Here is an 18,655-nt window from a genome sequence, read left to right as displayed (position 1 = left end):
AGTAGCTAATAACGTTACCTTGACAAGGTAATGGTGTTCCGTTATTGTACTTTGAGGTATAGGGTAACCCGATAGTCAAGAGGAGTGATTTGAATGTCTATTGATTATGATCAATACTTTACGACGAGCGAGTTCGCAAAGGTATGTGGGGTAACAAAGCATACGTTATTCCATTATGATGACATTGGTATATTAAAACCGGAGATCGTGAAGGAAAACGGATATCGTTATTATTCCTATAAGCAGTTTTATACCTTCGATATTATTGCCGTACTAAAAGGGACAGGAACGCCGTTGAATGAGATCAAAGAATATATACAAGATCAAAACACATTGCATTTTTTATCCATGCTTAAGCAAAAACAGCTGCAGTTGGTTGACGAACAAAAAAAGTTAGAGCGAATGCAGAGGCTTTTACAAGGGGCTATAGATAATACGAATCGTGCGCTCTACGTTGATTGTGGAGAACCCTGGATCGAGGAATGTGATGAAGAGTATTTTATTGCGGTTAGACTCTCGAAGGAGAAGGGTGAGAAGGATCATGTACGAAAAGTATATCGAATCTTCGATTATTGCGATGAGCATCATCTTGAATATGACTTTCCGATAGGTTCGATTATTTGTAAAAGCAGTTTGGAAGAAGGCGACTATGACCCGGATTATTATTGTAATAAAATCAATGAAAAGCATAACGGTGAATTACTTTATATAAAGCCAAAGGGTAAATATTTGATCATGAATCACAAGGGATCTTATGAAACCTTACCTGCGTCCTATGAGAAGCTAAAGTCTTATATTGCTGAAAATGATTTACACATAACCGGAAACGCTTATGAGTATGAATTGCTTAGTTATTTAGCTGTAGGGGATCCGGATAAGTATGTTATTCAAATTGCGATCCAAACCTTTTGAGGTTTAGAGCATTGGATTGACTTTTAAATTGGCTTACAAACTGACACGCTTGGGATTCCAAGCGTTTTTTTTATGGATACCTGATGGCTTGAGCATTAACCAGTTGCGACATTTTTATTATCTATATTGATTGACAATGATAATCATTATTATTAATGTGTAAACAGGCGTGAATCCTTATGCTCACCTTACCGACGCCAATGCCTCTGAGCTGGTGCACTATGATTGAGTTTTGTTGATGATTATCCATAGAAGAGACTACTATTGAAATGAGGTATGCATTGTGAAGATAGACGTTAATCAGTTAGCAGAGCATTTTGCACACACTCCTTTTCAAGTAGAAGGAGTATATCGATATGCTGAAAATCCAGGTGTGCCGTACGCTGACTATACAGATTCTTTTCCTGGATTTGTGTTTCCACTTACAGGAAAGATTAAATTTAAATTTAATGGCACGCCTTATATCTTTTCGCCTGGAAAAGTTGTGCATGGGGGTGCAAAAATGAAACTAGATCAAAAAATGTTAGGTAGGACCAATTGGGAATATATTCTTGTTCAATATCGGATATGTAACTCAGAACTAAAAGAGTCAAGCTTTTCTCATCAGCATTTTGAATTATTAACAGGTCAATCTCCTCGTCTTATTGAATTAATTATGCGTCTTTGGCATGTGTATAATCAGCGTGGAGGCATTTCGATGTTTCAGACTGAAATGCTGTTTCGCGAAGTGCTGAATGAGGCCTTATTATGTGTTATTAATAGGGAAGATAGCTGTGAATCACATACTTTATTCGAGCGGGTATCTAATTATATTCATCAAAACTATTATCAAAGTCTTACAATAGCTTCGCTTGCAGAACAAAATAACGTTAATCGAAATCGACTTTCTTACGTATTTAGAACACATGCCGGTATGGGACCAGCAGAATATTTATTAAAATATCGTATAAATATAGCGCAAGAAATGCTATTTACAAGTGATGCGCCTGTACAACAAATTGCGCAAACCGTCGGAATGGCTGACCCCTTTTATTTTAGTAGAGTGTTCAAAAAACAATGTGGCATTTCACCTACCGAATATCGAGAGAAGTTCATCAATAATCCATGGTAAATTCAACCTGCATCCATTCTTATCTAAAAAGTACTCTACTATAATAATGGTTAAGCAAAGAAACCATTATGTTGGAGGAATTTCGTATGAAAAAGATTAGAGGACTGCTAGTCGCAATACTATTATTAGCAGGTATACTAGCGGGTTGTACTGAAACACCTGCTGAAAATAAAGAATCAACTAAAGAAGGCGTATCTTCAACAGCAGTTAATGTAGATGCAGCTGATTGGCCAAGAACATTTAAGGATGCCTTAGGTAAAGAAATTGTTATCGAGAAAAAACCAGAAAAAATAGCCTCGCTATGGTATTTTTATCCTGAAATATTAGTTGCATTAGGTGAGCCACCTGTTGCATCTACAGAAAAAGATTATCTATCTTCTTTATCTTATTTAAAAGGAAAGCTGGATTCAGCTGAAGAACTAGGAGATAAAGTGTCTCCAAGCATTGAGAAAATTCTATCGATTAATCCTGATTTTATTTTAGCAACAGAGCATCATGAAGCAGTGTATGATTCACTAGATAAAATTGCACCAGTCATTACATTAAAATACAAGGACATCTATGAAGATTGGCAATATGGACTCCGTACAGTAGCCATGATTATTGGCAAAGAAGACGAAGCGGAAAAAGTAATTGATAAAATGATGAAAGATATTACAAATGGGCGTGAAACATTAAAGTCGATGGAAAGAGAGACAGTATCGCTTATATTGTCTTGGGATGGAAAAACTTTTAATGTTCTAGGTGAAGGGAATCCTGTCTATAAACTTGCGTTTGATAAAGAAAAGGGACTGGGGCTTACACCGGATGATACATATACAGGAAATAATAATGAGTTTACTTCGTTTGAAGGAATATCAACTGTTCAAGCAGACCATATTTTCCTTATAGGTGACATTACAAAAAAGGAGGAATTAATGAATAACTTAAAACAAAGTAATGTGTGGAATGCTATGAATGCCGTAAAGGAAGGCAATGTCTATTTAATGGATAATTCCGCTATTACTGGTGGACCATTAGCTATTGATTACGCTTTACAAAATATATTATCCGCCTTGCTTAAGCGCTAATAAGTTGAGGAAAATAAGGAGTGATTACTATCTATTATCAAGCTATTAATCTGAAAGATAAGTTATCTAAATTTAACGACCTTTGGTCTCCGAAAGTCATTGGTGAAATGAATGACTATCAATTTAAACTTATTAAGATCACTGGGGATTTTGAATGGCATGTTCATCAAGATACCGATAAGGTATTTTTCACGCTCGAAGGGGAGATGATCATTGATTTTCGTGATGGTCAGGTTAAAATCTCCAAGGGTGAGATGTTTATTCTCCCAAAGGGAGTCGAGATGAAGCCTTCCGCCGAAAAGGAATGCCATATCATGTTGGTGGAGCCTAGAAGCGTAGTAAACACTGGCGGTACTGAGCCCGAATTAGCAGCAGCCAATGATACTTGGATCTAGTTAAGGCTTTCCTCCGCTATTCCCTTAAGGTCTCTGCAAATTGACATAACACCAAATGGTGTTATAATGAAAATGAAACCAGAAGGTGTTACATTAAAATGAATTTTGGAGGAAATTTATGCAAACTCAAGGACCACTACAAGATATTCGTCAAACAATTACACTCAATGCGCCAATTGAAAAAGTATGGAAAGCTGTTTCCACTGCTGAAGGAATAGCTGCCTGGTGGATGCCAAGTACATTCGAGCCAGTGGTAGGTCATGAGTTCATTCTACATGCTGGACAATTCGGGGATTCCCCATGTAAAGTTACAGAGATTGATGAACCGAATCGTGTCGGTTTTAGTTGGGGGAAGGATTGGCATCTTGCTTTTGAATTGAAAGAGATTAATGGGAAAACGGAGTTCACCGTGATTCATTCTGGATGGGACCCTGAAAAGGTAACTGAATTTGGTCAACCGCATCCAATCGTTCGTGGCTTTATGAACGGCGGCTGGGAGAAAATCGTCCAAGAAAAACTTCCTGCTTATATCGAGGCTTAAGATGCCAGTCGCTGAATCTGGACATGATGTATTTCAAGCGATAGCAGATCCTACCCGCCGCAGTCTGCTAAAGCTGCTTGCTAATAAGGAAATGTCCATAGCGTCCATCTCGGACTGCTACCCGATCAGCCGAACCGCTGTTAACAAGCATTTACAAGTATTGTCCGATGCGCAGCTTGTTAGCAGTCAGAAAGTCGGTCGGGAGACTCGGTACAAGCTTCAGCCAGAGCCTCTACTGGAGCTTCAAGATTGGCTTACCTTTTTTGAACAATACTGGGCTAATAAACTGTTTGCGCTTAAAGAATATGTTGAAGCAGATCATAACAAGGAATGATAAACCGGGAGGCGTGAGATCGCGCTTCTCGGTTTTTTTGATGCATAGTACAAAAATACATATCATACGAATGGTGGGCTTCCTGTTACTTGTATTAATGACGCAACACAACTATAGTTGCTTGTTAAACCTCTGAATTCCCTTTATCCTAAAAGGTAATTATTGGGAGTGAATTGAATGTCAGAAAACGTTAATCAAGAAGGCACTCAACCAGAAGAAAAGCTGCGTCTGGAAGAATTACAGGAAGAAGTCAAACCTCTTAGTGATGCAGAGATGAAGGAAGTCTCTGGTGGATTAGGTGGGAATAGAGATCAATTGAAAACTACGTCACCAAGTGCTATCAAAAATGGAAGAACAATCTTTAATGGTTAGTTTTATCTCATGAATTTAAGCACTGATTACAATCACCTCAGGGTCTTTTACATGTAGCGGCAGCTACGGAATGGCTTCAGCGCAACCGAATGACACTTGATGATTTAGGTGAATGCATTCGTGAGAAGCTAATTGAATCCAAGCTGATGGATATCGTATGCAGAGATCAAGTAGAAAAGTATTACTACGAGCAGCGAATATCCTTCGACACCGCCGTAATTTCACAGATTATCATGACGGAATATGGGGCGATTCGGGAGTTAATGTATTGTATAGAAGAAGGCGGGGATTTTTATACTTTTGCAAGTCAGTATTCTTTGGACGAACCTTAGACGAATTAAAGAACTTCCACTTCGTTATGATACGATGATCGGTGAAAGTGGAATTAGATTATCTGGTGGGCAAGCTCAACGAATCGCGATTGCACGAGCGCTGCTTGGTAATCCTCCGATATTGGTGTTTGATGAATCAACGAGCGCATTAGATACGGAGTCAGAACGGAAAATTCAGAATAATAGGGAACTTATTATTAAAAATAGAACCACGTTAATCATCGCGCTAGATAAAGGCGTAATTGTGGAAAGCGGAACCCATGAAGAACTTTTTCAGGCAAAAGGTCTGTATTATTATTTAGTCAGTCAGCAATTATAATGAGTTGGATTAGCCATGTTCATTGAACGTGGTTTTTTGTTTGTTTTCATAGAAAATAATTAAATGGATAAGTTTAACTCAGTATAAACCTTCGTTTAAATTCAGTTTATAAATGGCGTTTATCATCACAATATAATCTGAAACGTTGGAGGAATTACAATGGTGCATGTACAGAACAAGATCATTTCACCAGACGATCATGAGTGGGCCGTCGAGGCGCGTGGACTGGTCAAAACCTTTGGTGACAATCGCGCGGTGGATGGCGTGAATTTGAACGTGAAAGCAGGTACGATCTATGGCGTACTTGGTCCGAATGGGGCAGGAAAGACTACCGTCATTCGGATGCTGGCAACCTTACTTCGTCCCGATGCAGGTACTGGGCGAATCTTCGGGCATGATGTGATGAAGGAGTCGCAGATTGTTAGGCAATTAATTGGTGTGACAGGACAATATGCCTCAGTCGATGAGTCATTAAGTGCTACAGAGAATCTTATTATCTTCTCTCGGCTATTAGGGCTTGGGCGCGCAGAGTCGCGGAAAAAAGCAACAGAATTACTGGAAGAGTTTGGTCTGACTGAGGCGGCTAAACGGCCTCTTCGAAATTTCTCTGGCGGTATGCGTCGCCGTCTGGATTTGGCAGCTAGCCTTATTGCACAACCACCTTTAATTTTCCTGGATGAACCCACTACAGGGCTTGATCCTCGCACTCGTTCACAGATGTGGGATACCATTCGTCGATTGGTGAATACGGGATCAACAGTTCTTCTGACTACACAGTACCTTGAAGAAGCAGATCAACTGGCTGATCGGATCGCAGTTATCGATCGTGGGCAAGTCGTTGCAGAGGGAACGGCGGATGATTTGAAAGCGTCTGTGGGTACCACATCGCTACACCTGAAGGTTCAACATCTAAAAGATATTGAACAAGCCCGTCAGCGTGTGGAACATGTGCTTAAAATTCAGTCCGTGGTATCGTACGAAACTGGGAAAATAACGGCACCGATGGCGGACGCTGATTTAGTTACAGACCTACTTATTGCGCTTCGTGAGGAAGGGATTCACTTGGCTGAGATGAGTGTACAGAAACCGACGCTTGATGAAGTATTCCTAACGATTACAGGTCATGGTGCTACAGATGAAACGTCAACAGCGTCCCAAGAGTCAAATGTTAAGGAGGCAGCAAGAGTATGAGAACCACTACAATAAATTCGGGTGTTAACCGCCCATTGAAAAACCATACGAGTTTTCGGCAATCTGTGCGCAACTCGTTAACGATGGCTTATCGTGGGATACTGAAAATTCGACGTACCCCTGAGCAATTGTTCGACGTTACACTTCAGCCAATTATTTTCACGCTGATGTTTACCTATATCTTTGGAGGGGCTATATCTGGTGACGTGGTAAGTTATTTGCCTGTTATTATCCCCGGTATTCTTGTGCAGACTGTAATCACTACCTCCATCGTTACTGGCGTCCAATTACGTGAGGACATGGATAAAGGCGTGTTCGACCGATTCAAGTCCCTGCCAATTGCTCGTATAGCTCCGTTAGCGGGGGCTTTGTTGGCGGACACGATTAGATACACGATTGCTACTGTTCTTACATTTACCATGGGCTACATTATGGGTTACCGTCCTGATGGTGGTCTGGAACATGTCGCATTCGCTGCGCTTCTTGTTATTGTTTGTGCTTGGTCGATTAGCTGGATTTTCGCTTTCTTCGGTGTGATTGCACGGACTGCTTCTAGTGTGCAGGGGATATCAATGATTGTGTTGTTCCCACTTACGTTTCTATCTAATGCCTTCGTGCCTGTCGATACGCTGCCTAACTGGTTACAATGGTTTGTTAAAGTCAATCCAATCTCACATCTCGTTTCTGCCGTACGACAACTTACTAACTTTGGAACCGTAGGTTGGGATTTCACTATCTCTTTGATCGGAGCAGCTGTCATCGTCGCAATATTTGCACCTATTACGGTACGTGCTTATATGCGTCGGACATAAATATGAAATGAAAAAACGGCAGAAATGCCGTTTTTTTTGTATTAGCCGCAAAAATCCTCTTTTTTTAATTATCGCTTCTAAAGAATGTATGAATTAAATTGGATACTGATCTATCATACAATGTTTTAGCAGTTTCTTCATTTTGAATATGTCCCCCCAAATGCAGATGAATGACGCCATGCAATGACGCCCACACCAGGTTTACAACAAGGAGGGGGTCTTTCTCGTTAATAAACCCTTGTTCGATGGCTTCTGTAATAAGGGCTATCACTTGTTGTAGTGCCGTAAAGATAGCATGTAAACTTTCCTCCTCCGGTTTGAATTCGCTAAAAGCCCCTCCGAACATAACCATATAATAGCTGGTATGATTCCGTGAGAAATCCCAATAAGCTTGTCCAAGATCGCGAAGATATAAATTTAGATTGTCTTGTTTTGGAACCGCTTGAAAGGCAGCGGCCAACAATTTACACCCTTGCAGAAAAAGCTCCTTCGCTAAACCTTCCTTGTTTCCAAACAAGTTATAAATGATTTTTGTGGGACATTCCATTTTTTCAGCAACCTTGCGAATGGTTACACCTTCAGGTCCGGATTCATGCATAATGGCCGCAGCGGCTTCGATAATATTCAGTCTTAATATTTCTGCATGCTGTAGTTTTGCTTTTGGGTAGGTTGTAACGGATTGAGCATCTATAGAAGATATTTTGGACGATTTTTGCATGTAGTTTCACTTCCTTAGAACTTTACTTTAGCTATTTTTCAAATAGCCGTTATTTCTAAACCTTATTTTACTGATGTAGAAGAGAAATAGCCAATAATTAAATGTAGAATTTTATTTGACAACGCAACCTCACTTGGATACAATGATTCATATTGAAACACTGTTTCTGGATGGTCATTAAAGGGAGAGATGATAGCAATGATTACAATTCAAAATAAATGGACGTTGATTACAGGGGCTTCTTCAGGGATAGGTGAAGCGTTTGCTCATGATCTTGCAGCCAAAGGAAGTCATTTGATATTAGTCGCCCGTTCCGAAGATAAATTGATTGCTTTAGCGGAAAAATTACAAAGAGAATTTCATATTCAAGCGGAGGTTATCGTTGCTGATTTATCGCAAGAAGGTTCTCCTAGCAGGCTCTATCAACAATGTATGGAACGTGGTCTGAACGTTGATATTCTTATTAATAATGCAGGTTTTGCTACGTATGGGCTTTTTGAACAACTGTCTGGTCCAAGACAACATGAAGAGGTGATGTTAAATGTTTTGGCGGTAGTAGATCTAACCCATTTATTTTTGCCAGAGATGTTAAGAAGAAAAAGCGGAGTGATTATAAACGTTGCATCAACAGCAGCATTTCAACCTCTCCCTAATATGGCTGTATATGGAGCGACAAAAGCTTTTGTATTATCATTTACACAAGCACTATGGGAGGAAAATCGGAAACGGGGAGTACAATTTCTTGCGTTATGTCCGGGGTCTACGGAAACAGAATTTTTTAATGTTGTGGGAGCCGACGAAGCTTCAGTAGGGAAGAGATTTACTCCAGAAAATGTGGTTCAAGTAGCTCTTCGGTCGCTTCAGGCAAAAAAAGTATTTGTTGTCCCAGGATTTTCAAACTATATTTCCGCTCAAATGTCACGTTTTTTCACACGTAAACAAATGCTTTATTTAGTTGGACGTATGCTCCGTACTAGAAATTAATAAGTCAACATTTTGCTTCGATGATGTAAAATAAAGAGCCGTTATCTATGGATTACTCCATGATAGCGGCTTTTTTCAAAAGTTAATTACCTAACTCCGAATTTTAACCCTACTTCTTCATGTCCTTCGATGGTACTATGATATAAAAATAGAATGATGCATATAGAAAGGGCGACAGTATGAGAAACTATCTAATTTTGGGGGCAAGTAAAGGTTTGGGAGATGCATTTGTGAAAGGTTTACCTGAGTATGGTGATCGAGTATGGATCGTCTCCAGAAGCAGACCGGGCAGTCTGGATCTTAATGATGGCATACAGCGGGTATGGATTGCAGTAGATCTATCGGAGCCAGATGCCGCACAAGTCTTATCAAAGGGAATTCAAACGGAGAAGATTGATGTTCTAGTTTATAACGTGGGTATTTGGGAGAAAGAAGGTTTTGAGGATCACTATACTTTTGACAAGGATAAGACGAGTGACATTGCCAACATTATAAATGTGAATATAACTTCAACAATTACCTGCATACAGGCTGTATTACCTAATCTTCGTCAATCGGAAGCAGGAAAAATTATTCTAATTGGCTCCACAGCAGGACTGGATCATACCAATAACGCCCAGGTATCATTTGTAGCTTCCAAGTTCGGTCTGCGTGGCATTACACATGCATTACGTGAGCATGTTCGTAAGGATGGCATTGCAGTAACTTGTGTAAATCCGGGTGAGCTGGCAGCAGAAATTCCTTATGAGGATGGCGCAGAAAAAGCGATTGCAGAATATAGCGGCACAAGAATTCCTGTTCAGGACATTGTCTCCATTGTGAAATGTATCGTTAACCTCTCTAGCGCTTCCTGTGTCAAAGAAATTCATATTCCAGCAATGGCGGATTTGAATGCATAATAAATCTCATTTATCCGTTAAGATTTCATTAAGATTCAATACGAAGATAAACCATATAATTGGATTATAGAAAGGTTATCAAAAAAATGCTACATAAGCGCGCCAACTAGCACGACGTATTATTAGGTTAGTAACGAAGTGAATATATAAGGCTGTCTACCAGTAGAATCTTACTAGTAAACGGCCTATTTCTGTTGGGATTTAATAGAGAGTCGGGTGGATTTTTTTAAAAGAAGACTTATAAATTCCCAACTTTTTTTGGACATATATTGGGCTAACGAGAATATAACTATACAATAAAACACTTGTTGAAGAAGAGGAAAATACATTAACGGTTAGGAGAAATGAACGATGGAATTCGAACTAGGCAGCATTTTGAAACTAGTGAAACGTAGGCTGCTGTTCATCATTGTATTATGTATTGTTGCGGTCGGAATTGCTAGCTTCGTTAGCTACTATGTCTTAAAACCGAAATACGAGGCGACGGCTTCTATTCTTATTCAAGGGGATAGGCAACAGAAAGCAATCAATGACATTATGGCTGGGCAAAAACTAGTAACCACTTACGGAGAAATTATCCGAAGCAGTAGAATCGCTGAAGAGGTCGTTAGAAGACTGCAATTAAACATGACCCCTGAAAAACTATTAGAAAAAGTGAAAACAAGAACAAGTAGCGAGTCACTCGTGACGACGGTAATTGTATCGGATTCTAATGCTCAGCGGGCAACGAATATCGCGAATGGCTTTGGTGAGGCCTTTAATGAGAACATCCAAGCAATTATGGGGGTAGAGAATGTTGTGCTTCTTGACCGAGCCAAGGTTCCTTTCGAGGCGATCTCACCCAAGCCAGTATTCAATATGGTCGTTGCTTTCGGACTTGCATTGATTGCTGGGATCGCATTTTCCATTCTACGGGAATTGGCGGAGAAACCTGTGAAAAGCGCCAAGAATATTCAGTTGGATTTGCAGCTTCCTCTTCTGGGAACGGTGGGAAAATTGAAGCCGCGGAAACGGCGGGAGAAGACGAAATCCAATTCAGTAGAAGGAGCCAGCAGACATGAAGAAGAAAACGCCAAGATTGTATTGCCTGGAACAACCGAAATCATCTAATGGTGACCAATTCCGAACGATACGATCTAATATTCGTTATACCCGAGTTGGTGGAGAAATTCGATCTTTATTAGTTACAAGCTCACTTCCGAATGAAGGTAAATCAACAGTGGCGATGAACTTGGCCATAGCGATGGCAGAAACGGGAAGAACTGTGCTGCTGATCGATGGGGATTTGCGTACACCAACGGTGCATAAGGCATTTGATCTACCCAATTGGATCGGATTAAGTAGTATCCTAGTGGATCAAACCCGTGTGGATGATTGTATTTTCCCTATTGAGGGATCAGAAGGACTTTCTGTAATGACATCGGGTCCGATCTCCCCCAATCCAGCTGACTTACTAGGATCAACAGGAATGAAAAGGTTATTTGCAGAGCTTAGTGAGAGATTTGATACGATTGTCATCGACTCTTCTTCGGTGTTAATGCCTTTTTCGGATGCCCTTATCTTGGCAAAGATGACCGAGGGGGTACTGTTAGTCGTAAAATCCGGGAAAGTGCTCTTGAAGCATACCAACTCTGCAAAACAGATTCTTGAGCAGCAAGGAGCACATATTTTGGGGGCGGTTTTGAATTATCGAAAAAGTAGCAAACGTTATAAGATTCGCGGTGAAGATTTTGCCGATTGGGCCTCAACTTCAGGGTTGGTCTAACGCATTATGACACTTGCTTCTCTTCGTTATTTATTCGGAAATATCACATACGCAGGCGCTCAATTCGTGATTGTAATTTTGCTTAATAAATTTGGCTCATCCGAAATCGTTGGGCAATATTCGTTAGGGCTTGCGGTGACTGCTCCCATCTTCATGCTGTCGCATCTGCATCTGCGTTCGGTCTTGATCGTTGATACATCTGGAAAATATCTTTTTGGAGATTTTTTTGGCCTTCGTCTCGTGACAACCGCAGTTGCATTCACGGTTACAGCAGGTTGTTGCATCCTTAGTGGTGCTGATTGGAATACAGCTTTAGTCATATTTTTCATAGGATTGTATAGAATTGTTGAGTCGGTCAGCGATATTTTATTGGGTATCGTTCAGAAGCAGGAAAGGCTAGATCAAATCTCTTTCTCGAGAGCTGCTAAAGGATTGTTCTCCATACTTGTCTTCGCCCTCGTATTTATCCCTACTCAGAGTCTCATTCTAGCGTTATTAGTCATGATTATCGGATGGTTAGCAATAACCATTGGATATGATGCTCGCAAAGCGAGAGTGCATACGTCGCTCAGACCACTTTTTAACAAAAGACGATTATGGGGCTTGCTGCTCGTAAGCTCACCCCTTGGCGTGGTGCTGGCGTTGATGTCACTAAATACAAATATCCCACTATACGCGATTTCATATTTTAAAGGAGAACATGACTTAGGCATATACGCTACGCTCTCATACATGATCGTTGCCTGCAATGTTGTTGTTACTGCACTCGGTGAAGCGATAACACCACGTCTTGCCCGTTGGCACGCTAGCGGACGACATAAGGAGTTCATCTCTTTACTCAGTCGAATGATTGCAATGGGTATAGGAATTAGTGCGATCGCTTGTTTGATCGGGTGGATCTTTGGTCATCAGCTACTAACTCTTCTATTCAGTCCAGATGTGGCTGCTGAGATAGGTTTATTTCATTGGTTGCTCGTTTCTACCCTATTGGTATTTGTAACGTCTTACCTGTGGTATGCCATAACGGCTACCGGGAAGTACAAAGCGCAGATTCCCTTGTTTCTGTGTTCCGTGATCACTAATGGGCTTTCTTGTCTAATATTCGTGCCTATTTTCGGGGTGATAGGTGCTGCGGTGGGGGCTAGCTTGGCCTTATTCGTTCAGATGATAGGTAGTGTGATCGTACTTTTCTTGGTAATCCGTCAGGCAAGGAAACAGGTACAACGGGAATTGGCCGCATAGAGGCAATTTCTCATAGGAAAGTAGGGGCTTGTATGACATCTGTACTCGTTGTAGGGAAACCCTACACCATGCGTAATTTATTTCTGTTTGCGGTTATGGGTTACATCATCTGCCTTCCGGCTCAAATTGATTTCGGTGGCGCATTTCGAATCGCACCCTCTGACCTTTTCTTAATGCTTGGTTTGTTTGCAGCAGGTTTACACCTCAAATTGGACCCGAGGCAGTTCAGTTCATGGCATTGGGGGATGTTGTTTATTTTCGTCCTCGCTTCATTTGTATCCATATGGCGCAATGGATTCATTACGCAATACGCTCTATTGCAAAAAGATTTTGGGTTTGTACTCCTACTGCTGACTTACATCATGCTTGTTCAGGCTGTAGACAGCTGGGATCGGTTATATAAAATGCTACGAGCTTTTTTGATCAGTGTGCTGATCTTCAATGGCGTCGCTTTGTTCGATTTTTTTAGTGGAGTGAAGGTTCCGTTTATGGTGCAAGACGGTCGCCTCTCCGGGATGCTAATTGATCCGAATGCATACGGCGGATTACTAGTTACGGCTTTTGCCATTCATATCATGACGAGTGGTGACGGGGTGAAGCTGCTAAGGGGATGGGTGAGTACGCTAGCGACGATCACCTTAGCCGGGGGCATAATAATGACTTTTTCGCGTTCGTCATGGATAGGTTTGTTCCTTGTTCTGCTTACATTACTGCTGACTAATCCTTCTCGACTTCTCAAGATCGGCATGGGGTTTAGCGTCGCGTTTGGAGCATTGCTGTTGTATAAAGGTACAGCTTATCTGGATGTGCTTGGGAATATGGCCAGCAGACCCTCGCAGATTCAGTCGCGTCTAGACATCATTGGAAAGGCTGTGGAGTGGATCGCTCAAAGTCCATTATTAGGGATTGGACTCGGTAGCTATAACTATGAACTGCGGATTATTATCCATAATACTCCGATCTGGTTTATGACAGAATTTGGCTTGTTGGGCTTGATTGTGTACGGCGGATTCATGATCTGGTTCTTCATCGTTGGGATCCGTTCTTATCGCGCGGCAGATAGGGTGAACAGACCGATCATTATGGCATTATTGCTGTCTCACGCAGCGATGATTGGACTTTCGATGGGTATTGAAGCCTTATTCCAGCGGTATTGGTGGTTCATGATGGCTATGAACGCAGCTTGCATCCGATTAACGAATACGGGATGGAAAGGAGTGAAGCGATATCGAACCAAGGGCACTGAAAAGCAAACGGGTCGTAACCTACGACAACAAACAGAACAAGCGCAACAAGCGCAATAACAAGAGGTTAGGGAGCATACCTGCTGAAGACTGTGGGCCGGTAAGAGTTGCTTTTGTAGCCTCCATTTTTGGGCATTTTGAGAGTTTCCATCTACCTTACATGGTGTTATTGCAGCAAAAAGGTTGTGAAGTGCATGCTTACGCGCAGCCCGGGGAAGCGAGATTACGGTTAGAAGAGAAGGGGATCGTGTGTCATGATGTTCCCATTCAGCGTAGCCCATTACAGATGCAGAACTGGGCGGCGCTAGGGATATTAACGGAAAGCTTCAAGGAGGAGGGGTTCCAGTTCATCCATGTACATACGCCAGTCGCTTCGATTCTCGGACGGATTGCGGCCCATAAAGCAGGTGTACCTTGCACATTGTATACAGCGCATGGTTTTCATTTTTTCAAGGGAGCTCCTCTTCTGAACTGGATGCTTTATTATCCGCTCGAGAGGTTAATGGCCCGCTGGACAGATGTGCTAATCACCATAAATAGAGAAGATTATGAACGCGCCCAGAAATTTTCTATACGGAAAAAGGTGACTTATGTGAGTGGTGTAGGACTTGATCTCCAGGTTTACGGCAGTGAGCAGGATCAGCCTGAAACTGCGTCGGAGAAGGCAGATAGGCGACGCCAACTGTTTGATCTGCCGAAGCGTGAGCATGATGAACCTCCCTTCGTCATCCTATGCGTTGCTGAATTGAACGCCAACAAGAACCAGAAGCAGTTGATCGAAGCGCTGGGTCAGTTGGGGTCTCAAGCAGGCAACATCCATCTGGCTTTTGCGGGTACAGGACCGTTCGAGCTGACTCTATTGGAACTTGCTAATCGGCTGGGTGTCAGCGATCAGGTGCATATGCTTGGGTACCGTAGAGATATTCCGGATCTACTCAGAGCATGTGATGTTGCTGCACTTGTGTCTTATCGCGAGGGGCTACCTCGGGCGATTATGGAGGCGATGGCAATAGGGAAACCCGTTATAGGTACGCATATTCGGGGGATTCATGATTTGATCGAACATGAGTCAACAGGCATGTTGGTTCCTGTTGGTGATATTACCGCTACCGCTAAGGCTTTTACTCAATTACGTGATGATCCAGCATTAACTACGGCAATGGGAGAAGCAAACAAGGAGAGGATCATTCGTTACGGGTTGCCTGCGGTGCTCCGTGAAATGGACTCGATCTATATAGAAGCGCTAAACAAGAAGGAAAGAAAGCGGGTTCCGTCTGAAATGCATGCCAGCCTATCGGGGGATTGAATATTCACTCTCACTTAAAAGGCGAGTAAATGAATTTTTAGTTAATTAGGGAGAAAGAAGTGATGAAAATGCGGATCGTCCGTTTGGTCATGTTGGATGCAGGGATTATTGCGGCTTCAGTGTGGCTTGTGTTTTTACTTCGGTTTGATTTTCAAATCCCTGAGATGTACGTGTGGATGCTTCCGTGGGCAATATTGATTCACATTGCGGTGTATGCGGCCTTCTCATTTGGATTCAAAGTGTATAACAATATCTGGCGATACACCGGAATGAGAGAGTTACTGCAGCTTCTAAAAGTGAGTGTATTCACCCTCGTTGGAGTGATTGCTGTCAACCTATCCACCCATGCAGTAATTCCTTCCTATCGACTACCGATTTCTATCTATTTTGCAGCGGGTTATGTGTTTCTGGGCATAGTTGGATTACGAATGGTTAAACGTCTTCTAAATGATGGATTTGAGACAACGGGTGTGAAGGATGCCTTCGAAGGTAATCTTCTAATCGTTGGGGCTGGTAAAGCAGGAATCCTCGTTACGAAAGATATCAAGCATTCAAGGTTCAAATTTATGCATCCGGTCGCTTTCATTGATGATGATGCATCCAAACAAAAGCTGGAAGTAATGGGGCTGCCGATTGTGGGTAACCGAAATTTCATTCCCGAGGCCGTGAAACAGCTGGACATTGCGTTCATTATTATTGCCCTCCCAACAGCGCCACATAACGACTTAATGGAGATTATTGAGATCTGCAAATCAACAAAAGCACAGATTAAGCTAATGCCTAGTATGACAGAAATTTTGGACGGGAAAATGGCAGTCAATCGAATTCGTGAAGTGTCCGTAAATGATTTGCTGGGTAGAACTCCTGTTGAGATTAATACTGAAGAGATTCGTGAGAATTTAGGGAGTGAGTGTATTCTCATCACGGGTGCAGGAGGCTCCATTGGCTCAGAACTGTGCCGTCAGCTAGCTGCGTATCGTCCGAAGGAAATGTTGCTGCTTGGTCATGGTGAGAACAGCATTTACCTGATTGAACAAGAGCTACGCCAGTTATATCCCGATCAGAAGATTCAACCGATCATAGCTGATATTCAGGATGTGTCGCGGATCGATAGTGTTTTTCAGAATTTCCGACCTACGATTGTGTATCACGCCGCTGCGCATAAACATGTGCCCCTTATGGAGATGAATCCGGTGGAGGCGGTAAAGAACAACGTTATCGGAACAAGGAATGTAGCGGAAGCGAGTGCCAAATATGGTGCTAAGCGGTTCATTCTGATCTCTTCGGACAAAGCGGTTAATCCAACAAGTGTCATGGGAGCTACAAAGCGAGCGGCAGAAATGATTATTAATGATCAGAATTCATCTAGCAAGACGGTTTTTGCTGCTGTCCGTTTCGGTAATGTTCTCGGTAGTCGGGGAAGTGTTATTCCGTTATTCAAAAGACAGATCGAGAGTGGTGGCCCGGTTACGGTTACCCATATGGATATGGTGCGGTATTTCATGACGATCCCTGAAGCAGTGCAATTGGTTATCCAGGCGAGCGTACTGGCACAAGGTGGCGAGGTGTTCGTGCTTGATATGGGTAAGCCGGTTCGGATATACGATCTAGCAAGAGATTTAATACGTCTGTCGGGCTTAGAACCCGATAAAGATATCCCTATCGTGGTCACGGGCATTCGTCCCGGAGAGAAATTATTTGAGGAACTCCTGACAGAAGAGGAGGGATTGATGGTCACCAATAACTATCGCATCATGATCAGCCGGCCTCAAAGTGTTTCCAGATCCGAATTGAATTTGGTCCTTGGTGTGCTGGAGAATTTGTGCAAACGGTACGAATTTGTACCAAGCAGTTATCAGATTAAGAAATTATTAAAGCAGCTTATTCCGAGCTATTCGGGCTTTCAGGAAGAACCACAGGTGGCTACTCATGAGCTTGAACGGATCAAATCCGAAGTTCATGCGGGGATCTAAGTGATGAAGTCGTTTATGAGTAGATGGAACAAAAAATTGCGTTTGCGTGGCAAGAGTGACAAGAAATTCACAAGAAAGCAAATAGTCATGCGGCGAATTGGAAGATTCGCCCTGATTGGTTTTCTGATTGTGATTGTAATTGGTGGCATTTGGATTAGAGGGGTATTAAATGCTGAGCAGCGATTTCAAAAGGCTGTCCTTAATCCATTGACGATACCTAACTCTAAAATTTCTGCAGTACCTGTGGGGAAGGCGCAGTCGGATGGGACTACGAAAAGTCCAGCAAATTCGGATGGCGTGGTACTACCATCGACTGAACCAGCAGCATCGCCAGAAGCAACTGATAAAAAAACTTCATCCTTTAATGTTGTATTAATTGGAACAGATACGTGGGGTGGGGAAATCTCGCGTGCAGACACGATCATGGTTGTGCATGTAATGCCGGAACAGCGGAAGGTGAACATCGTCTCTGTACCGCGCGATACAAGGGTGTATGTACAAAATGTTGGATACACCAAAATTAATCATGCTCATATTGTTGGTGAGTCCAAAGGTGGGAATGAGCAAGGAACGTTGACGCTCATTCAAGCGGTGAGCGACTTTATGAATATTCCCATTCATCATTACATCAAGACGAATTTCTCTGGAGTGCGTGATTTCATCGATTCAATCGGTGGGATCGACATGGTAATCGATCAGGATGTCACAATAACCCCAGAGATTACCATCAAAAAAGGCGAACAGCATTTGGATGGTGTGCATGCTCTCTACCTTGCTAGGGCGCGTTACTCTACTCCGAACGGTGACTTTAGTCGTCAAGAGGAGCAATTCAATATCGTTAGAGCTGTGGCGAATAAGCTGTTGAGCACTGAGCATCTTCCGGATCTGGCGGGATTATTGCTCCATGAAAAGAAAGACATTATCGATACAAGCTTCAGTGACAGTGATTTGCTCAGCTTAGCTTGGTTATTCAAGGGAATAACTTCCGAGGACTTTAAGTACGAGCAGATTCCAGGCAACAACAGTTTTGGTTCTGATCCGCTAGTCAGAACTAAGGTGTACTACTGGAGTGCTGATTTAAAACAGGTGAACTCACTGAAGGAACGTCTTTTTACGGATTAAGAGAAAGGCGGGA

20 protein-coding genes and 1 pseudogene are annotated in these 18,655 nt (G+C 42.2%); 20 read left to right on the top strand and 1 reads right to left on the bottom strand.

The window, feature by feature from the left end; genetic code table 11:
- Window positions 1-93 precede the first annotated feature (93 nt).
- The 11 genes and pseudogenes from NSS87_RS18210 (at window position 94) to NSS87_RS18160 (ending at window position 7,389) form a co-directional block, all read left to right on the top strand.
- Window positions 94-912, top strand: a complete 819-nt coding sequence (locus tag NSS87_RS18210) for a MerR family transcriptional regulator (protein WP_339241865.1) — start codon at window positions 94-96, stop codon at window positions 910-912.
- A 283-nt stretch (window positions 913-1,195) separates the two neighbouring features.
- Window positions 1,196-2,023 carry an AraC family transcriptional regulator gene (locus NSS87_RS18205; RefSeq protein WP_076286720.1) on the top strand — a complete coding sequence of 276 codons (828 nt, stop codon included), beginning with the start codon at window positions 1,196-1,198 and terminating at the stop codon, window positions 2,021-2,023.
- A gap of 86 nt (window positions 2,024-2,109) precedes the next feature.
- The gene (locus tag NSS87_RS18200; protein ID WP_339241860.1) at window positions 2,110-3,093 is read left to right on the top strand and encodes an iron-siderophore ABC transporter substrate-binding protein; all 984 of its coding nucleotides are present in this window, start codon (window positions 2,110-2,112) and stop codon (window positions 3,091-3,093) included.
- 29 nt (window positions 3,094-3,122) lie between these two features.
- Entirely contained in the window at window positions 3,123-3,488 is a 366-nt protein-coding gene (locus NSS87_RS18195) for a cupin domain-containing protein (protein ID WP_339248613.1), read from the top strand.
- 118 nt (window positions 3,489-3,606) lie between these two features.
- Entirely contained in the window at window positions 3,607-4,029 is a 423-nt protein-coding gene (locus tag NSS87_RS18190; protein WP_339241858.1) for an SRPBCC domain-containing protein, read from the top strand.
- 1 nt (window position 4,030) lies between these two features.
- Entirely contained in the window at window positions 4,031-4,363 is a 333-nt protein-coding gene (locus tag NSS87_RS18185) for a metalloregulator ArsR/SmtB family transcription factor (RefSeq protein WP_339241856.1), read from the top strand.
- A gap of 177 nt (window positions 4,364-4,540) precedes the next feature.
- Window positions 4,541-4,735 (top strand): hypothetical protein, encoded by a 195-nt coding sequence (locus tag NSS87_RS18180; protein ID WP_339241854.1) that lies wholly within the window; start codon window positions 4,541-4,543, stop codon window positions 4,733-4,735.
- An 89-nt stretch (window positions 4,736-4,824) separates the two neighbouring features.
- On the top strand, window positions 4,825-5,067 hold the full coding sequence (locus NSS87_RS18175; RefSeq protein ID WP_339241852.1) for a hypothetical protein: 243 nt from the start codon (window positions 4,825-4,827) through the stop codon (window positions 5,065-5,067).
- A gap of 13 nt (window positions 5,068-5,080) precedes the next feature.
- Window positions 5,081-5,386 (top strand): annotated as a pseudogene (locus tag NSS87_RS18170) (ATP-binding cassette domain-containing protein); the annotation flags it as partial.
- A gap of 159 nt (window positions 5,387-5,545) precedes the next feature.
- Window positions 5,546-6,577, top strand: a complete 1,032-nt coding sequence (locus NSS87_RS18165; protein WP_339241850.1) for an ATP-binding cassette domain-containing protein — start codon at window positions 5,546-5,548, stop codon at window positions 6,575-6,577.
- Window positions 6,574-7,389, top strand: coding sequence for an ABC transporter permease (locus NSS87_RS18160; RefSeq protein ID WP_042128598.1), 816 nt, complete (start codon window positions 6,574-6,576; stop codon window positions 7,387-7,389). Before NSS87_RS18165 ends, NSS87_RS18160 begins: the two co-directional genes overlap by 4 nt.
- 64 nt (window positions 7,390-7,453) lie before the next feature.
- On the opposite strand, the gene NSS87_RS18155 is transcribed toward NSS87_RS18160, so the two are convergent.
- Window positions 7,454-8,107, bottom strand: a complete 654-nt coding sequence (locus NSS87_RS18155) for a TetR/AcrR family transcriptional regulator (RefSeq protein ID WP_339241846.1) — start codon at window positions 8,105-8,107, stop codon at window positions 7,454-7,456.
- Between the two features lie 198 nt (window positions 8,108-8,305).
- Here NSS87_RS18155 and NSS87_RS18150 point away from each other — a divergent pair, with 198 nt between their 5' ends.
- From NSS87_RS18150 to NSS87_RS18110, 9 genes are all read left to right on the top strand, one after another.
- A complete protein-coding gene (locus tag NSS87_RS18150) occupies window positions 8,306-9,091 on the top strand; it encodes an SDR family oxidoreductase (RefSeq protein ID WP_339241844.1) in 786 nt (261 codons plus the stop codon).
- 179 nt (window positions 9,092-9,270) lie between these two features.
- Window positions 9,271-9,990 (top strand): SDR family NAD(P)-dependent oxidoreductase, encoded by a 720-nt coding sequence (locus NSS87_RS18145; protein ID WP_042189099.1) that lies wholly within the window; start codon window positions 9,271-9,273, stop codon window positions 9,988-9,990.
- Between the two features lie 351 nt (window positions 9,991-10,341).
- A complete protein-coding gene (locus NSS87_RS18140; protein WP_042189097.1) occupies window positions 10,342-11,100 on the top strand; it encodes a Wzz/FepE/Etk N-terminal domain-containing protein in 759 nt (252 codons plus the stop codon).
- Window positions 11,048-11,755, top strand: a complete 708-nt coding sequence (locus NSS87_RS18135; RefSeq protein WP_042189094.1) for a CpsD/CapB family tyrosine-protein kinase — start codon at window positions 11,048-11,050, stop codon at window positions 11,753-11,755. The genes NSS87_RS18140 and NSS87_RS18135 overlap by 53 nt, the downstream gene beginning before the upstream one ends.
- A 6-nt stretch (window positions 11,756-11,761) precedes the next feature.
- Entirely contained in the window at window positions 11,762-12,997 is a 1,236-nt protein-coding gene (locus tag NSS87_RS18130; RefSeq protein WP_339241840.1) for an oligosaccharide flippase family protein, read from the top strand.
- Window positions 12,998-13,029: 32 nt separating this feature from the next.
- The gene (locus tag NSS87_RS18125; RefSeq protein WP_339241838.1) at window positions 13,030-14,301 is read left to right on the top strand and encodes an O-antigen ligase family protein; all 1,272 of its coding nucleotides are present in this window, start codon (window positions 13,030-13,032) and stop codon (window positions 14,299-14,301) included.
- On the top strand, window positions 14,225-15,547 hold the full coding sequence (locus NSS87_RS18120; protein ID WP_339248612.1) for a glycosyltransferase family 4 protein: 1,323 nt from the start codon (window positions 14,225-14,227) through the stop codon (window positions 15,545-15,547). Before NSS87_RS18125 ends, NSS87_RS18120 begins: the two co-directional genes overlap by 77 nt.
- A 62-nt stretch (window positions 15,548-15,609) precedes the next feature.
- The gene (locus tag NSS87_RS18115) at window positions 15,610-17,520 is read left to right on the top strand and encodes a nucleoside-diphosphate sugar epimerase/dehydratase (RefSeq protein ID WP_339241836.1); all 1,911 of its coding nucleotides are present in this window, start codon (window positions 15,610-15,612) and stop codon (window positions 17,518-17,520) included.
- Window positions 17,521-17,523: 3 nt separating this feature from the next.
- A complete protein-coding gene (locus tag NSS87_RS18110) occupies window positions 17,524-18,642 on the top strand; it encodes an LCP family protein (protein WP_339241834.1) in 1,119 nt (372 codons plus the stop codon).
- Window positions 18,643-18,655 lie beyond the last annotated feature (13 nt).

The sequence above is a fragment of the Paenibacillus sp. FSL F4-0243 genome (assembly GCF_037963295.1).
Classification (GTDB): domain Bacteria; phylum Bacillota; class Bacilli; order Paenibacillales; family Paenibacillaceae; genus Paenibacillus_AQ.
Note: the sequence above shows the minus strand (reverse complement) of the source record. Positions and strands in the feature narration are given on the sequence as shown.